This window comes from Coleofasciculus sp. G1-WW12-02, from assembly GCF_040219735.1.
GTDB lineage: Bacteria > Cyanobacteriota > Cyanobacteriia > Cyanobacteriales > Coleofasciculaceae > Coleofasciculus.
Map to the genome: position 1 here is coordinate 19,550 of NZ_JAVJRX010000108.1, position 15,325 is coordinate 34,874.

Annotated in this window: 12 protein-coding genes; 1 reads left to right on the forward strand and 11 read right to left on the reverse strand. The window is 46.1% G+C overall.

Annotation, left to right across the window (positions count from 1 at the left end; all coding sequences use genetic code 11):
* Positions 1–4: 4 nt before the first annotated feature.
* The 4 genes from rpmB to RID09_RS17980 form a co-directional block, all read right to left on the reverse strand.
* Positions 5–241, reverse strand: coding sequence for a 50S ribosomal protein L28 (gene rpmB / locus RID09_RS17965; RefSeq protein ID WP_446337294.1), 237 nt, complete (start codon positions 239–241; stop codon positions 5–7).
* A gap of 243 nt (positions 242–484) precedes the next feature.
* Positions 485–2,467: a molecular chaperone HtpG gene (htpG, locus tag RID09_RS17970; RefSeq protein ID WP_446337295.1), complete on the reverse strand. Its 1,983-nt coding sequence runs from the start codon at positions 2,465–2,467 to the stop codon at positions 485–487.
* A gap of 529 nt (positions 2,468–2,996) precedes the next feature.
* The gene (locus tag RID09_RS17975) at positions 2,997–3,905 is read right to left on the reverse strand and encodes a sulfotransferase family protein (protein ID WP_446337296.1); all 909 of its coding nucleotides are present in this window, start codon (positions 3,903–3,905) and stop codon (positions 2,997–2,999) included.
* Positions 3,850–4,773 (reverse strand): sulfotransferase family protein, encoded by a 924-nt coding sequence (locus tag RID09_RS17980; protein WP_446337297.1) that lies wholly within the window; start codon positions 4,771–4,773, stop codon positions 3,850–3,852. The genes RID09_RS17975 and RID09_RS17980 overlap by 56 nt, the downstream gene beginning before the upstream one ends.
* Positions 4,774–5,048: 275 nt before the next feature.
* Here RID09_RS17980 and RID09_RS17985 point away from each other — a divergent pair, with 275 nt between their 5' ends.
* On the forward strand, positions 5,049–6,209 hold the full coding sequence (locus RID09_RS17985) for a glycosyltransferase (RefSeq protein ID WP_446337298.1): 1,161 nt from the start codon (positions 5,049–5,051) through the stop codon (positions 6,207–6,209).
* 33 nt (positions 6,210–6,242) lie between these two features.
* On the opposite strand, the gene RID09_RS17990 is transcribed toward RID09_RS17985, so the two are convergent.
* From RID09_RS17990 to RID09_RS18020, 7 genes are all read right to left on the reverse strand, one after another.
* Positions 6,243–7,184: a glycosyltransferase gene (locus tag RID09_RS17990; protein WP_446337299.1), complete on the reverse strand. Its 942-nt coding sequence runs from the start codon at positions 7,182–7,184 to the stop codon at positions 6,243–6,245.
* Positions 7,185–7,219: 35 nt separating this feature from the next.
* Positions 7,220–8,212: a glycosyltransferase gene (locus tag RID09_RS17995; protein WP_446337300.1), complete on the reverse strand. Its 993-nt coding sequence runs from the start codon at positions 8,210–8,212 to the stop codon at positions 7,220–7,222.
* A 12-nt stretch (positions 8,213–8,224) separates the two neighbouring features.
* Positions 8,225–9,175 carry a hormogonium polysaccharide biosynthesis glycosyltransferase HpsE gene (hpsE, locus tag RID09_RS18000; protein WP_446337301.1) on the reverse strand — a complete coding sequence of 317 codons (951 nt, stop codon included), beginning with the start codon at positions 9,173–9,175 and terminating at the stop codon, positions 8,225–8,227.
* Complete coding sequence (hpsE, locus tag RID09_RS18005; RefSeq protein WP_446337302.1) at positions 9,175–10,176, reverse strand: hormogonium polysaccharide biosynthesis glycosyltransferase HpsE; 1,002 nt, start codon at positions 10,174–10,176, stop codon at positions 9,175–9,177. Before hpsE (RID09_RS18005) ends, hpsE (RID09_RS18000) begins: the two co-directional genes overlap by 1 nt.
* Positions 10,177–10,768: 592 nt before the next feature.
* Entirely contained in the window at positions 10,769–13,432 is a 2,664-nt protein-coding gene (clpB, locus tag RID09_RS18010; RefSeq protein WP_446337303.1) for an ATP-dependent chaperone ClpB, read from the reverse strand.
* 214 nt (positions 13,433–13,646) lie between these two features.
* Positions 13,647–14,354, reverse strand: a complete 708-nt coding sequence (locus RID09_RS18015) for a helix-turn-helix domain-containing protein (protein WP_446337304.1) — start codon at positions 14,352–14,354, stop codon at positions 13,647–13,649.
* Between the two features lie 171 nt (positions 14,355–14,525).
* Entirely contained in the window at positions 14,526–14,798 is a 273-nt protein-coding gene (locus RID09_RS18020) for a GlsB/YeaQ/YmgE family stress response membrane protein (protein ID WP_446337305.1), read from the reverse strand.
* Positions 14,799–15,325: the final 527 nt, after the last annotated feature.

Consider the following 15,325-nt stretch of genomic DNA (forward strand, 5'->3'; position numbering starts at 1 on the left):
GAATTTAATAATGATGGAGATTAATCCCAGCTTCCTTTGCCATCGCCTGTAATCCTTTCTTCTCCAGCGTCTTAATCGCCTTTGTCGAAAGTTTCAACTTCACCCAGCGATTTCCTTCTTGCCACCATACCCGCTTTGATTGTAAGTTGGCTTGCTGTAATTTTTTGGTGCGGCGGTGAGAGTGGGAGATGGCATAGGCGTTATTTGCCTTTTTCCCCGTCAGTTGACATTGGCGTGACATGGTATTCCTCTAAGTATAGTCCGTACTCCATCATATCTTGGTCAGGGAAAAGGGCGTGGGGTGTGGGGTGTGGGGTGTGAGGGAGGGGAGATGAGGGAGATGGGGGAGATAGAAACAATCAACCGATGAACCGCCTAGGGTTTAAACCCTAGGCTAAAAGCGAAAGTCAGCTTTAGCTGACTAGAGCGTCGGTCAAGTATTTCCTCCCAACCGGGTTGGGAGTAGGGATCACCCAACCTCAGCCTACCGATTGGTTAATCGGGTGAGCACTTGGTTAGAACGTTCCACAAATGACTTCATCCCTTTAGCGTCAAAGCCTTTTTGCGCCATCAAGGCTAAGTCATAGACATGCTGACAAATCAGGTTGGCTAATTCCCCACTGGGGGATTGACCCACGCCTTGAACAATACTCCCCTGACTAATCTCCACTAAGTTCTCAATCAAGGGATGTGCGGTATTTACCACTAAAATATGTTCTTCCGGAAACTGCGCCGCCTGCTGTTGCAACAGGGCGGTCATATCCTGTAACCGTCGCATGGCTTCCGGTAGCAGTACCATGGCTGGGGGTGTCCCTTGGGGGTCATCAGATTTGAGCGCCTGGGTTTTGACGTTAACTTTGGGCTTGTTTATCGCTTTCTCAAATAACTCCTTAATCAGTTCGCTGCGGGTTTTGTTGGTTTTGGGGTCAACAATATCCGCCGCCTTGTCTTGGTCAACCAGGGTATTATCTAACTCCGAGTCTACCCGGGAGAACTTGACATCCGAATATTCCTGTTCCAGGAAACTAATAAAGTGGGTGTCAATAAACGAGTCCATAAACAGGACTTCTAATCCCTGATTCTTGTGCAGTTCCACATAAGTGGCTTGGGCGGCTTCGTCGGTGCAGTAGAAGACGTGGTTTTCGTGCTGGGCTTTATTGCGGTCTAAATAGTCTTTGAGCGTCGTATAGGTTCGTCCTTTCTCATCTTGATTCGCTGCGGCTGGACTCACCTCTTGCCAAACATCGCTATCTTGAGACTGCACTTCTACCTCTGGCGTCTTGGGTTTACTGGCTGAGTCTCCCGAATAGGTGGTGCGATAGAGAATAATATCTTCGACTTGTTTCTTGAACTTGTCGTTATTCAAAGCACCAAATTTAACAAAGGTACCCACATCTTGCCAGCAGCGGATATATTCTGCCCGTTGCTCATTGTAGATTTCATTGAGTCGGTCGGCGATTTTCTTGGCAATAAAATCGGCAATCCGGCGCACGGTTCGGTCACTGGTGAGGGCGGAACGGGAAACATTTATGGGAATGTCGGGACTATCAATTACCCCGCGCAGTGGCATGAGGAAGTTGGGAATAACCTCTTCGCAGTTGTCGCTGACAAAAACCTGATTACAGAATAGTTTAATATGACCCTTGGTCACATCCACATCGGGTTTAAGTTTGGGAAAATAAAGAATCCCGTTCAACAAGAAGGGATAATCAGTCTTCAGATGCACCCACAGCAGGGGGTCTTCCTGAAACGGATAGAGATAGCGATAAAATTCTAAATAATCCTCATCCTTCAGGTTTTGCGGTGATTCTTTCCACTGTGCCTTGTGCTGGTTTAGTTCTTCGCCATCTAGCTTAATCGGTACGGGCATGAAATCGCAGTACTTCTTCACCAGTTGACGAATTCGTGCTGGTTCTAGATATTCTGTCTCTTCATCCTGAAGGGTCAGTGTAATTGTGGTTCCCCGTTCTTGGCGAGACGATTCCGACAGTTCAAAGGTAGGAGAACCATCACAGGACCAATGTACCGCCTCCGCATCAGCTTGGTAGGAGAGGGTATCAATCTCGACGTTTTTCGCCACCATGAAGCAGGAGTAGAAGCCGAGACCAAAGTGACCGATAATCTGTTGATCAGCGTCTTTCTGATATTTCTGGATAAACTCTTCGGCGCTGGAGAAAGCCACCTGATTTATGTATTTTTTCACCTCCTCAGCGGTCATGCCGATACCATTATCACAGACGGAGAGGGTCTTTTTATCTTTATCGAGGGAAATGGTAATTTCTGGTTCCCCCACATCCCCATCAACTTCCCCCGAATAGGATACCATCTTCAGCTTCTGGATGGCGTCTACGGCGTTGGACACCAATTCCCGTAAGAAGATTTCGTGATCTGTGTAGAGGGACTTCTTGATAATGGGAAAGATATTCTCGGTATGAATTGTAATCTGTCCCTGTTCTAGTACAGTCATAGGTGACACTCTGTAATGGTTTGGGTATTCAGTACGATTGTGTGCGATCGCCCGCATTTTGGGGTAACAGATAGCCCCCGTTGGAGAATACGGATCTCCGCACTTGGGAGAGGTGATGGGGGAGCTGGGGGAGCTGGGGAAGCTGGGGGAGCTGGGGAAGCTGGGGGAGCTGGGGAAGCTGGGGGAGCTGGGGGAGCTGGGGAAGCTGGGGGAGCTGGGGAAGCTGGGGAGCTGGGGGAGCGGGGGGAGCTGGGGAGATATTCGCTGTTCCGTTATTTCTGCCTTATTCCAAGAGGAGCAGGGAAGAGATGCAATTTGTTATCGGACACGATTCGGATGAATTGTCGTAAAACTTTGTATAATTTCGGGTTTTCGTCTCACGCCCAATATCCCCTTGGACGCATGTATTTTGTTAAACTTACCTAATCTCAACCGTTAACTTTAATTGTGTCCACCTACTTAAGAGGATATGACAGATGGGGGCGCGATCGCTGTCCCGCTCTCCACAAAAAACGGTCACCCCCTCACCCTAAACCCCATAACCCAACTCCCGCATCATCGGCGCAATGATGGGCATCACCTGGTTAATTGTTTGCCCATTCTTCTGTTTCCACTTATCCGCTTGCGGCTGGGAAACCGTTGTCCAACTCAGACGCCCCTGCTGGATATACTGAAGACTCTCCTGGGAAATTTCCCATCCAGTGAACTGACAAAACTGCCCCAATACCGCCCGGGGATCAGCTAAAAGATCTTCATAGGAAATTCGCATCAACCGCTTGTGACAATCTGGATTTGCCCGTTCCCACTCCAGCACATAACGATTATGCTCCACCCAACTCCAGGCACAAATTTCGGCTAATGACTGATGAACCACATTTTGCCAACCCGGTGGAATCGGATAACACCAATGGGAAATCGTCGCACCTTCGGGAAAGGGTAAAGGGCGCTTCCAGAAAACCCCTGAATTCCACCCCTCTATCATTGAAGATACACAGGCTCTACCATCACGAACCAGATGAACCAATAAAGCATCAGGATACAGTTGCTTGAGTGCCTCTAAATGAAAGCAATTGGCAACAGTTTTCTCCAAATAGCGCACGGGTTTCCTACGTAAGCCATAATTAAAGCCATCCCGCCAGCGAGAGGGGCGACGATGGCGTAGGTTTTCGATCAGCAGTTCCCGCCGAAAGGTCTTAATTATTTCCGGTGTACATTCCTCTGGTGAAATATAATCGGTAGGCAGGGACAATCGTTGGTAAGGAAAAAACTGAAACCATAACGGATCATTCTCTTTGTCAAAAGACCACACATCGGGCAGGCGTCGAGTGATTTCATAAAAATAACTCGACCCTGAGCGAGGTGCTGATAAAATAAAGACAGGTCTAGACAGACGCGGCTGCAAAACCTGAAAAATGAGGAACTTTATCGCTGGTGGCATCAGACGTGATGGGCGATGGGGATAGGTGATAACCGAAGGACTGCATCCGAGTTCCACAAATCGTTTCAATCCTTTGCAAGTTATCCTTGCCAAAGAATTCTAACCAATTCACCCGATAGTTGCCACGGGGTTGATACTGGATATTGACTTGAGCCGAAATATCGTGAATTGGGTTTAATCCCACCTGCTGGGCTAAATCGCGAATGCTTTCCGCCTTATCCTGGACAAAATCTTCATAGCGGATAAAATTTATCTTATCCCGGTGAACTTGATAGGTATCAGTTGCCCAGTTCCAGCGGTGAGCGAGTCGTTCAATGTAATTACTGCCCTCGACGTGAGGAAGATCCCCCGCCAACATGAGAGACCAACCCTTGGCTGGCATTTTTTGCAACTGTTTACACCAGTTACCCTCCAAGGCTGGTAAGTTTCCCGGAAGTTTCAGTCGATTCAGGACACTGCGAATCATCTGCCGGGGATCACGCATCACCTGAACAAAGGTGGCTTGGGGAAAGCGCTGACTGACATCCTCATAGAGAAATGTAAAGTTGGGATCTTTGATAATCGGCGTAGAAAAATAGAACTTGTGGGCTTGTAGCACATCATCAAATGCCAGTTCCTGTTTAAAGAGTTTCTGCCGCAGATGGGCGTTGAGGTCAATGTGGTGGAAGGGGTCAATGGTAACAGGTAGACCAGAGATTTGACCCAATAATGCTGCGATCGCGGTTGTTCCCGACTTTTGATGCCCTAAAATTATAATAGGAGATGGGTGAATAAGGGCAATCTTGTTCTTGTAAGCTTTTTTCAAGCGATTTACCCATTCAGCTGAAGCCGGCGGCAACTGTTTGACGACGGTTGGTATAAGAAGCATTCCCTGATACATTGCTTTTATGCCTGTTTAACGAAGAAGTGATGCAAAAGTTGATCTAGCAAACTAAAAGGATAAAAAACTCAGCAAGCGAGCTTTACCCTTGATTTGAAGTAAGTTTACCCTAAAGGAATGAAAGAACAGGTCTTTATTCAATAACCTGAAACTTATCAACTATCGGGACATGAAAGTCCCAAGGGAGCAAGACCCAGTAGTAGAAAGAAAGATGCCTGAATTTTAACTGAATATATGTTAAATGTAAAATTCGGCGCTATTGTATGAAAAATAACATTATTATCTACCGAGACACTCTCCTGCCCTACTCCGAAACATTTATTCCCGCGCAAGTGGAAAACTACGAATCATATACAGGATTCTACGTGGGAACGTCCCAGTGTCGCGGCAGAAGCTATCCCCTACCTGTCGAGAGAACCCTAGTTCTCAGCCAGGTTGCCAAACTAACCCTGAGACGCAAGCTATTATTTCTCATCACCGGCTTAGGGTATCCTGACTGGTTTCGTCGCCTCAGAGAACTCTCACCCAGGCTAATTCATGCTCATTTTGGGCCCGATGGTGTTTGGGCGTTACCCATGAGGCAACGGCTGAAAATTCCCTTAATTGTCACCTTTCATGGGTATGATATCACCGTTCGTGAGGACACTGGCGATGATCTCAGTGACATGTTTGGGCCACATCCTTTAACCTCTGTGTATTTCTGGCGGCGACGACATTTATTCAAAAAAGCCCACTCTTGTATAGCCGTGTCTGAATTTATTCGCACGAAACTGATAGAAAAAGGCTGTCCCCCTGATAAAATTATTGTTCACTACATTGGCATTGATGTGGATAAATTTGCACCACAGCCTAACCCATCGCGCCAGCCTGTGGTGCTATTCGTGGGGCGACTGGTAGAAAAAAAAGGGTGTCAATACTTAATTCAGGCAATGGCTCAGGTACAATCAGTACGACCCGATGTAGAACTGGTTGTTATTGGGGATGGTGGACTACGCTCAACCCTAGAACAACAAGCTGCCCATTCCCTGAAACGCTATCGTTTTTTAGGGGTACAACCCTCGGATGTGGTTAGGGATTGGCTGAATCAATCCATGATTCTCTGTATCCCCAGCGTTACCGACACTCACGGAAATTGTGAGGGGCTACCGATAACCCTCCTTGAAGCCCAAGCCATGGAGATACCCGTAGTCAGTTCCATTCACGCTGGAATTCCGGAGGCAATTATCCACGGTGAAACGGGTTTCCTGGCTTCAGAAAAAGACTGGCAAGCTCTTGCCGAACATCTGCTGATTTTAGCAGACAACGCACAACTGCGAAAAGAGTTCGCGATCGCGGGGCGCAAACAAGTGGAGCTGAAATTTAACTTAAAGCATAATACTAGGAAGTTAGAAGGAATTTATGATCAGATTTTGCAGGGGAGATGAGGGAGATAGGAGAGATAGGGGAGAAATGAACAATTACCGTTTCACTCTTTTGAGTAAAGCATAGGCTTGTTGAGAGGGGAATATCGTCGCTAAAGCAATTTTAAACAGAATAATACTCATTATCTTGGGTCTAAGCAACCAAACCGGATCATTAGTTATCGCTCGCCAGAAAAAGCGTATAGCTGTTAATCCACGCTGCCGTTCTAAACGACCTTCAATCGATTTAAAGGTAAAATACTTATAACGTTCTGCCAAAACCTGCCTTTTAAGATAATCCAAGGGTTCAGGTGACTGAGCAAAGGCTTTTTCAATTACCAGCAAGCTAGCTGTCTCCATTTTCCAAACATCTGTAGACATGGAGTGAGGAGAAATGCGATATAAAATTTGGGGAGAAGGGACACAGACGAATTCATAGCGAGCAGCCAGACGTAACCACATATCCCAATCTTCTACCGCATTGAGTGACTCATCAAATCCCCCAACTTCAGCAAATGCTTTGGCTAAAACTAAAACATTGGAACCTCCTTCTATAAAATCTCGCAAAAGCAGTTTATCGTAAACATAACCATTAGCAATAATGTGACCTCCTGGGCGTAACAATTGACCCGATTCATCAATCCAATCCGTCCAGCTATAAGCCACACCCGCTTTCGGATTCGCTCCTAAGGCTTTGATTTGGGCTTCTAGTTTATCGGCTGTCCACAGATCATCGGCATCAATAAAGGAGATATACTTTCCAGCTGCTTGAGAAATCCCCCGATTTCGACTTGCGGCTAAGCCAGCATTGGCATAAGAAAACACTTTTAAACGGGAGTCATCAATGGGCGAAATTACGGATAATGTATTGTCGTTCGACCCATCATTAATTACAATCAGTTCCAAATCTGCAACCGTTTGCGTCAATACCGATTCAATTGTGTCTTTAATCGTTTTTTCCCCATTAAAAACTGGAATAATCACCGATACTAACGGCATCTCTATTTAGCTCCTTGTGTCAATTTCAGGGACAGTCAGAATGGCTCTGAACGCAGGTATCCATATAAAGCATGAACATCAGCAAACTTGCCCAACTTAGCGAGCAACCCTTGTGCTTGCTGGGGAGGTAAGAGAGTCACGATAGTCATTCTTAACACCACTTTCACCAGCACTCTTGCTTGGATAAGAGACGGATCATTACGGAGTGCTATCCAGAGAAACCGAGCTGCTGTTAACCCCCGTTGACGACTAGAGGGTCTTTCTAAAGCATCGACAACCAAACACTTATAACGGTTAGAAATAATATCTCCTTTCAGAGACTTTATCGATTCAGGAGCCTGATCCAGGGCTTTAGAAATCACATTTTTAAACCCTTTTTCCTGCCGTTCAACGTTATTTGACCAGGAATTAGAGGTCAGAGATTTTCGATATAAAACCTGCGGTTTTGGCACCACAACAAACGGATAGCAGGCGGCTAATCGTAGCCACATATCCCAATCCTGACCCCCCACTAGAGATTCGTCAAAATTACCCACTTTTTCCAGGGCTTGGCGGCGGATCAATGGATTAGAACCACTGCCAATAAAGTCAATCAACAATAACTTTGCCTGCACATCACCACTGGCACTAATATAAGTCCCTCGACGCCAAAATTGACCCTTTTCATCGACCCAATCTGTCCAACTATAAGCCAAGGCGGCTTCAGGATGCGCCTGGAGTGCCTGAAATTGGGCATCTAGCTTATCGGGTGTCCACAGATCATCTGCGTCGAGAAATGCCAAATATTCACCTGTTGCTTTTTCAATTCCCCGATTACGGCTTTTTTGAGGACCTGCATTGGGATAAGAGAATACCTTAATTCGAGGATCAGGGATACTAGAAACAATTTCTAAGGTTGAATCTTGAGACCCATCATTGATAACAATGAGTTCAAAATCTGAAAAGGTTTGATTTAAAACCGATTGAATTGTTTCTTGAATTGTTTCTTCAGCATTGTAAACTGGAATAATTACAGAAATTAAGGGCATAATTAACTTTAATTAATTAGATGTATTTTTTCTCCATAAATAAAAAGGACTGAGAAAGCAGCCCCAAAAAAATTCCAGCTCACAAGCCGTAATTAGATCACTTTTAGCCCGCCACCGGTACTTAATAATATAGCCAATCATGCGACGCAAATTTCCAAGCAGTGTTCGGATAAAAATCACCGGTTTTTGCCAAGGAGTAGCATTAATCATTCGCAGTTGGCAGGTGGCTAACCCACACCCCCGTGAAATAGACAGTAAATACTCTCGTTCTAATCGCCAACCTGGGATTTGATGATAGGTATGCAACTCAGGATGATACCAAATTTCCCAGCCAGCTTTATACATGTAAAGTAAGGGTTCATAATCATCCCCCTGAATCATCACTCCGGGTAATTTACCTGTTAAAGTGGGACGCGAGGGAACACTTTCACTCCAGGCTTTTTTTCGCACCACCAATGAAGCCGCTGGCGGTAATCTCAAGTTTTGCGGTTCAAATTGATGAGGGATAGAACCATGTTCTCGAATGGCAAGAAAAGCTTGAATACGTTTAAAGTTTTCCGGCGGTGCGACTTCAAAGTCCCCGTGAATTTGCCCACTAAATGCACCCGCTTGGGGATATTCCTGGGCAAATGAATAAGCTTGGGCTATCCAATCTGGATTGGGTAAGTTATCATCATCCAGAAATCCAATGAGTTCCCCCTGTGCCTCTTTCACCGCCCGTAATCTGGCAAAAGCGGCACCCTGTTCCGGTTCCAGGATATAGGTTAAAGGAACACCGACTAGCCAGTTCCCTTGATACTCCTGCACCACTTGAGCGGTATTATCGCTACTATTATTATCAACAACAATAATTTCCCAGGAAATCTGCTCTAAACCCGTTTGCTGTCGCAGTTTATCCAGCAACTTTGGCAAACGACTGGCACCATTATAAGTGGGAATGGCTAGGGTGAAATCTACAGACATTATTCCGGCGTCCCCCGTGATATAGAGTTCAGGGTAATGATTTGATTGGGGCTATTGAAATAGCCATGGCGGTACAGGTATAATGGACTCTCTAAGCTACTTAAAAAGAGTTCCCATTGACAAGCGGCGACTAAATCAGATTGGATTCTCCCCTGATATTTAAGACGGTGAATAATGAGTTTCCGCAAATCGTTAAGCGTATAGGCAAAAAAAGCTAAGGGGCGTTGCCAAGGCTTGACACTCAACATGCGGGTGACAAAACGGCTAAGTCCAATGCCGCGCATAAAGGGAATTAAATACTCTCGTTCTAAGCGTTTCTGGGGAATTTTATGGTCAATTTCCATAGCTGGGTTATACCAAATTTTCCAGCCGTTGAGCTGCATATAGCATAACATTTCTAAGTCTTCCCCAGTGAGCATATTCCCCTGAATTCTGCCCGTTAAAATTAGCTGACTAGGAACCGTGTCGAGATAGGCTTGCTTGCGAATCACCAATCCGGCGGAAGGGGGTAATAACTTGTTGCGGGGTTCGTAGCAAAAAGGTTCATCACCGCGTTCTGCGATCGCGAGAAAGGGTAGAATCGGTTGTAAGCTTTCTGGGGGTGGCACTTCAAAGTCTGGGTGAATTTGACTTCCATAGGCTCCCGCCTGGGGATAAGCTTGAGCAAAGCTAACTGCAGCAGCCACCCAATTGAGGGCGGGAATATTATCATCATCTAAAAACCCAATCAGTGGCGCTTGCGCTTCCTTCACCGCCAACTGTCGGGCAAATCCTGCCCCTTGTCTGGCTTCAAAGCAGTATCGTAAGGGATAGTCGGCAGACCAGTTTTCCTGATAATCTTTAATAATCTCCGCCGTATTATCAGTACTGTTATTATCAACAACGATAACTTCCCAGCGAATCGATTCTGTACCCCTTTGGCGGCGCAGTTGTTCTAATACGTCTGATATTCGGCTTGCGCCATTGTAAGTTGGAATCGCGACAGTGAAGTCAAGGGACATAACAAGTCAAAAGTTAAAGGTCAAAAGTCAAATGTCACTTTTGCCTAGCTGAGAAGAAAATCGGCTTAAGTGTTTGTCGTGAGTGCTTGCTGCACAACTCCAGAACCCTTAGCTATCAAAGCTTTGAGCCGTCGATAAAGTTGTTTGTCTTCAAGGAAATGTGAGACTATCCATCAAAACTATGGCGAGAGAATCACCGAAAATGTACCCTTGCTCCTCCTGCTCCCTCTGCTTCCCCTGCTTCAAGAGCTCTCTTCCCCCACCACCAGACTCCCTGTAGTAACCCCTAGTTAGTGCTGATACCAAGTTGCAGTCTAAGGTAGAATCTGTCATGCTGAGCAAAACCCTTCACGACCTTCGAGGGCAGGCTCCGTGAAACGGAGTGACGCGAAGCATCTGCCCAGATTTTTCGCTTCGCTCTTCCTAGACATGATAGAACGCAACTTGGTATGAGGCGCTGATGGCGCTAAAGCGCTTACTACGATTTTGTTTTTTAGATGCCCCTCTCCTGAATTCTGATTCTAACTGAATATTAGCTGAATTCGGGAGAGGTTTTAATGAAAATTTGATGAAGATTTTTGACGCCACCTGTTCAATGTACCGCTTCCGGTTCCGGTAAATTAATCGCCCCCTGCTTATTAAAGGTAAGGACATTATCCGCACAATCGACAAGGATTGTATCGCCTGCGCCAAAAGTATTTTCGAGTAACTTTGTGGCAATTGGGTTTTCCAGTTCCCGTTGGATTGCCCGTTTCAGGGGACGCGCCCCATAAACCGGATCATACCCGACATTCACCACATAGTCTTGAGCGGTGGGGGACAATTCAATGGAGATTTTCTGATCTGCTAACAATCGTTCAATCCGTTGCAGTTGAATCTCGACAATTTGCCGCAGTTCCTTGCGAGTCAGGGTATGGAAAATAATAATATCATCCACACGATTAACAAATTCGGGGCGAAACTGCTTTCTCAATGCCTCAGTTACCCGTTTCCGCATCTCCTCATACTGAGTATCATCCCCCGCCACACTGAGAATATGATCACTGCCAATATTACTGGTCATGACAATAATCGTATTGCGAAAATCCACGGTTCGCCCTTGGGAGTCAGTAATGCGTCCGTCGTCAAGGACTTGCAACAAAATGTTAAATACATCCCGGTGTGCCTTTTCCACTTCATCCAGCAACACCACCGAGAAAGGGCGGCGGCGAATGGCTTCGGTGAGTTGTCCCCCTTCTTCATACCCTACATATCCTGGAGGTGCGCCAATCAACCGGGAAACGGCATGTTTCTCCATATACTCGGACATATCAATCCTGACTAGAGCATCGTCACTGTCAAACAGAAACTGTGCCAAAGCCCGCGCCAATTCTGTTTTACCCACGCCTGTGGGTCCCAAGAAGAGGAATGAGCCGATAGGGCGACCGGGATCTTTCATCCCCGCCCTAGCGCGACGAATCGCCGCCGCGACAGCTTCCACGGCTTCCCCTTGACCAATCACCTGTTTATGCAGATGTCCTTCTAGCTGCAACAGTTTTTGGCGTTCCGACTCCAGCAACCGTTTTACGGGAATTCCTGTCCACTTGGCGACAATTTCGGCAATATCGGCTTCGGTAACTTGTTCTCGTAGCAAGGCGGAACCCTTTGCTTGGAGTTCCAGCATCATCGTCTCTTTTGCCTCGCGATCGCGCTGGAGTACCTCTAGCTGTCCATACTTAAGCTGGGCAGCTTGATTCAGGTCATAAGCACGTTCAGCTTGCTCAATTTTAACCCGGAGTTGATCTTCTTCTTTTTTGAGGGTATTAATATCTTCTAAAAGTTGTTTTTCCGATTGCCATTGTCCATTAAGCTGTTCATGATTAGCTTCAAGCTGCTCAATTTCTTGCTCAATCAGGGCTAACCGTTCCTGGGACGACTGATAAGCACTGCTAACAGAGGCGACACCCTGACGCTGGCTTTCGGCTTCTAGAGATAGCTTTTCCATCTTTAGCTGCATCAGCCTGCGATCGATGGCTTCAAGTTCCACAGGTTTGGAGGTAATCTCCATTTTCAGCTTAGCGGCGGCTTCATCGACTAAATCAATAGCTTTATCGGGCAAAAAGCGATCGCTAATATAACGATTCGATAGCGTCGCTGCTGCGACTAAGGCGGAGTCAGTAATTGTCACATTATGGTGAACTTCGTAGCGTTCCTTAAGTCCCCGTAAAATCGAAATCGTATTTTCCACCGTCGGTTGTCGCACGAGTACCTGTTGAAACCGTCGTTCTAGGGCGGCGTCTTTTTCAATATGCTTACGGTACTCATCTAAGGTTGTCGCACCAATACAGCGCAATTCGCCTCGCGCTAGCATAGGTTTGAGTAAATTCCCGGCATCCATTGTCCCTTGACCTGATCCGGTACCGACAACGGTATGCAACTCATCAATAAATAGAACAATATGTCCATCGGACTGGGTAACTTCCCGTAAAACGGCGCGGAGTCTATCTTCAAATTCCCCCCGATATTTTGCCCCAGCAATTAAACTGCCCATATCCAGGGAAATCAACTGGCGTTCCTTGAGGGATTCTGGGACATCTCCATTAATGATCCGTTGCGCCAATCCTTCTGCGATCGCGGTTTTGCCGACACCGGGTTCACCAATTAGCACCGGGTTATTTTTGGACCGTCGGGATAAGACTTGTACCACCCGACGAATTTCTTCATCCCGCCCAATTACTGGATCAAGTTTCCCGGCTTTGGCTTGTTCTGTCAAATCCCGCCCAAATTTCTGTAGGGCTTCGTACCGGGATTCAGGACTTTGATCGGTGACTTTTTGCGAACCCCGAATTGCTTTAATCGCGGCTTCAAGTTTGGGACTATCTACGTCAAAGCCTTTGAATAAGCGGCGTCCAATCCGTTCATCGGCGGCTAATCCCAAGAGTAAATGCTCTACGGCAATATAATCATCTTGCAGGGCGACTCTCGATGCCTCTGCATTATCTAGCATAATATCCAACCCTCGCCCTAGATAGAGTTGGTCAACATTATTCACCTTAGCTTGGCGATTAGCGAAGGCTTCCAACTGCTGCTTCAACTTCGGTACATCCACCGTCACCCGTGAGAGAATCCGGGCGGCTAACCCCTCTTGTTCCAAGAGTGCGATCGCCACATGTTCAACTTCTAGCTGTTGATTGCGACAGCGGCGGGCAACATCTTGGGATTTAACGATCGCTTCCCAGGCTTTGTCGGTAAATTTACTGGCGTCGGTGGGCTGCATGAGTGGTTATCGAGTCTCGATTGAATAGTATCTCCCAATGGCAGTATAACAATCTACTCTATCTGTAGCTTCGATTTGGCTTGCTTTGACAACAAATGTGGCACTAAGGCTATCAGTATGATGGCTAAAAAAATAGTTTATCCTTCATTCTTCACCCCACCGAGAGTAGGGGTTTGGTTACCAAACCCCTACTGGTAGGGAATCACCCACCCTTCTACGGTGAGGATGTCAACGGACTCACTTTAGCCCGATACAATAATTTATCGCCTTGCCGATAGCCAACATAACGAACTCGTACCAAATCGCCCGGTTGAACGGTTCCCGACATTAATTGATGCCATTGAGGATCATACGCCAATTCATCGCCAACTGAGGCGATCGCTTCTATGCCCCATTGTTGCAGAAGCTGTTCAACTGGCTTGATTAGGGGTAATAATCGGATGGCAGGTAACTGGTCATTCTGGGTTATAGCATAAGCGGCTGTGGGCCACTGCAATAACCATGATTCTAATACCTGAACACTCGATTGCTGAAACTCCTGTAGCAGGGTTTGGCGTTGTTCGGCTAATTGCTGTTGGAGTCGTTGGTATTCATGCTGGAGGTTGCCTATACTTTCTGGTGCCCGAATCTCCGGAGTGAATGAGGTGCGATCGCGTGGCGGCGTAATTGGAGAGATTGATTCTGCTGAAAATAAGGTGAGCAACTGATCAACCGATATTCCTAATATATCCGATAATTTTAGCAGCGTCTCTACCCGCATTTGCGATACCTGTCCTTGTCGCAAACGCTTCAGTTGTCGTTCAGACACACCACTGACACGACTCAATTGGCGAAAACTTGAAACATCCACCTGCTCCATGAGGTATTGTAACTGTTGGGTGTAATTAGGGACAGACTGATTTATTGGGCTAGATGCGGACATGATTAGGAGTGATCTGGAATTGTTATAGTATTTTGCCAGATTTTAGGTTTATTCCGTTAGGGCGGTTTCAACCGCAGCTACACAAACGAAACCCGCGCAGGCGGGTTTCCGAATAGGAAAAATCAGGTTTAAGTCTCCCCTGTTCAACCCTCTGGAATATTGCACCCTAACTTAAGAAACACGCCGTTGGGCAAATCGCTGCCAAATAAAGATGGCAAGAATAGCCCCCAAAACAGCCAAGACAATACCCGGAATACTTAATGCTGTTGCTGTCATTGCTAGTTCCCCGCTCGTCAGAAGCGTTGCCAATGTTCCACCCACAAAAGCACCGACGATTCCCAGTAATAGAGTGGAAATAATGTTGCCACCTTGATGACCTGGGTAAATTGCCTTGGCAATTGCACCAGCAAGCAAGCCCAAAACTATCCAAGCCAATATGTTCATAACTTTTGGTTCTCAAACAAAACAGTTTTTGATATTTGTTAGCTTATCTTTATTGGTCTTTTTTTTGCCTCTATCTCCAGAAATAAGTTTAATTACTTCAGTTATTAGGTTGTAACTTTTATGAGAATCAACCCATTGCTTTTATTGACAAAAATACCCCGACACGGGAGCTAATGCCGAGTGGCGCTCAAACATGGTAGATAGGAAAAGCAGAGGAGGCAGGGGAAGCAGGGGAGGCAGGGGAAGATAAAGTTATATCTTTGAATGCAACTTGGTATAAACCCAACCCCGACAAGACTCTGACAAACTAATTGAGTTGCTTTATGGATAAACCAATGCTATAGTTTGAGTAGTTTCACTTAGTTCCCAAAGAATACTCCTTAAAGTAAATAATCTATTATTAAAGCTTTTACATACTCAAAAAACATCTATCTTTTGAGATAGAAAGTAACTTATTTCTCCCGACTGAGGAAGGTGATATAAATCAGAGATTAAATAGGAAAGGTAGACCTGAAAAGGGCGTTTCA

What these genes read in the sequence shown, in the direction of transcription:
- RID09_RS18020 (WP_446337305.1), bottom strand. Translation starts at nt 14,798, where the DNA reads ATGAACATATTGGCTTGGATAGTTTTGGGCTTGCTTGCTGGTGCAATT.
- clpB (WP_446337303.1), bottom strand. Translation starts at nt 13,432, where the DNA reads ATGCAGCCCACCGACGCCAGTAAATTTACCGACAAAGCCTGGGAAGCG.
- RID09_RS17995 (WP_446337300.1), bottom strand. Translation starts at nt 8,212, where the DNA reads ATGCCCTTAATTTCTGTAATTATTCCAGTTTACAATGCTGAAGAAACA.
- RID09_RS17980 (WP_446337297.1), bottom strand. Translation starts at nt 4,773, where the DNA reads ATGCTTCTTATACCAACCGTCGTCAAACAGTTGCCGCCGGCTTCAGCT.
- RID09_RS18015 (WP_446337304.1), bottom strand. Translation starts at nt 14,354, where the DNA reads ATGTCCGCATCTAGCCCAATAAATCAGTCTGTCCCTAATTACACCCAA.
- RID09_RS17975 (WP_446337296.1), bottom strand. Translation starts at nt 3,905, where the DNA reads ATGCCACCAGCGATAAAGTTCCTCATTTTTCAGGTTTTGCAGCCGCGT.
- rpmB (WP_446337294.1), bottom strand. Translation starts at nt 241, where the DNA reads ATGTCACGCCAATGTCAACTGACGGGGAAAAAGGCAAATAACGCCTAT.
- hpsE (WP_446337302.1), bottom strand. Translation starts at nt 10,176, where the DNA reads ATGTCCCTTGACTTCACTGTCGCGATTCCAACTTACAATGGCGCAAGC.
- RID09_RS17985 (WP_446337298.1), top strand. Translation starts at nt 5,049, where the DNA reads ATGAAAAATAACATTATTATCTACCGAGACACTCTCCTGCCCTACTCC.
- RID09_RS17990 (WP_446337299.1), bottom strand. Translation starts at nt 7,184, where the DNA reads ATGCCGTTAGTATCGGTGATTATTCCAGTTTTTAATGGGGAAAAAACG.
- hpsE (WP_446337301.1), bottom strand. Translation starts at nt 9,175, where the DNA reads ATGTCTGTAGATTTCACCCTAGCCATTCCCACTTATAATGGTGCCAGT.
- htpG (WP_446337295.1), bottom strand. Translation starts at nt 2,467, where the DNA reads ATGACTGTACTAGAACAGGGACAGATTACAATTCATACCGAGAATATC.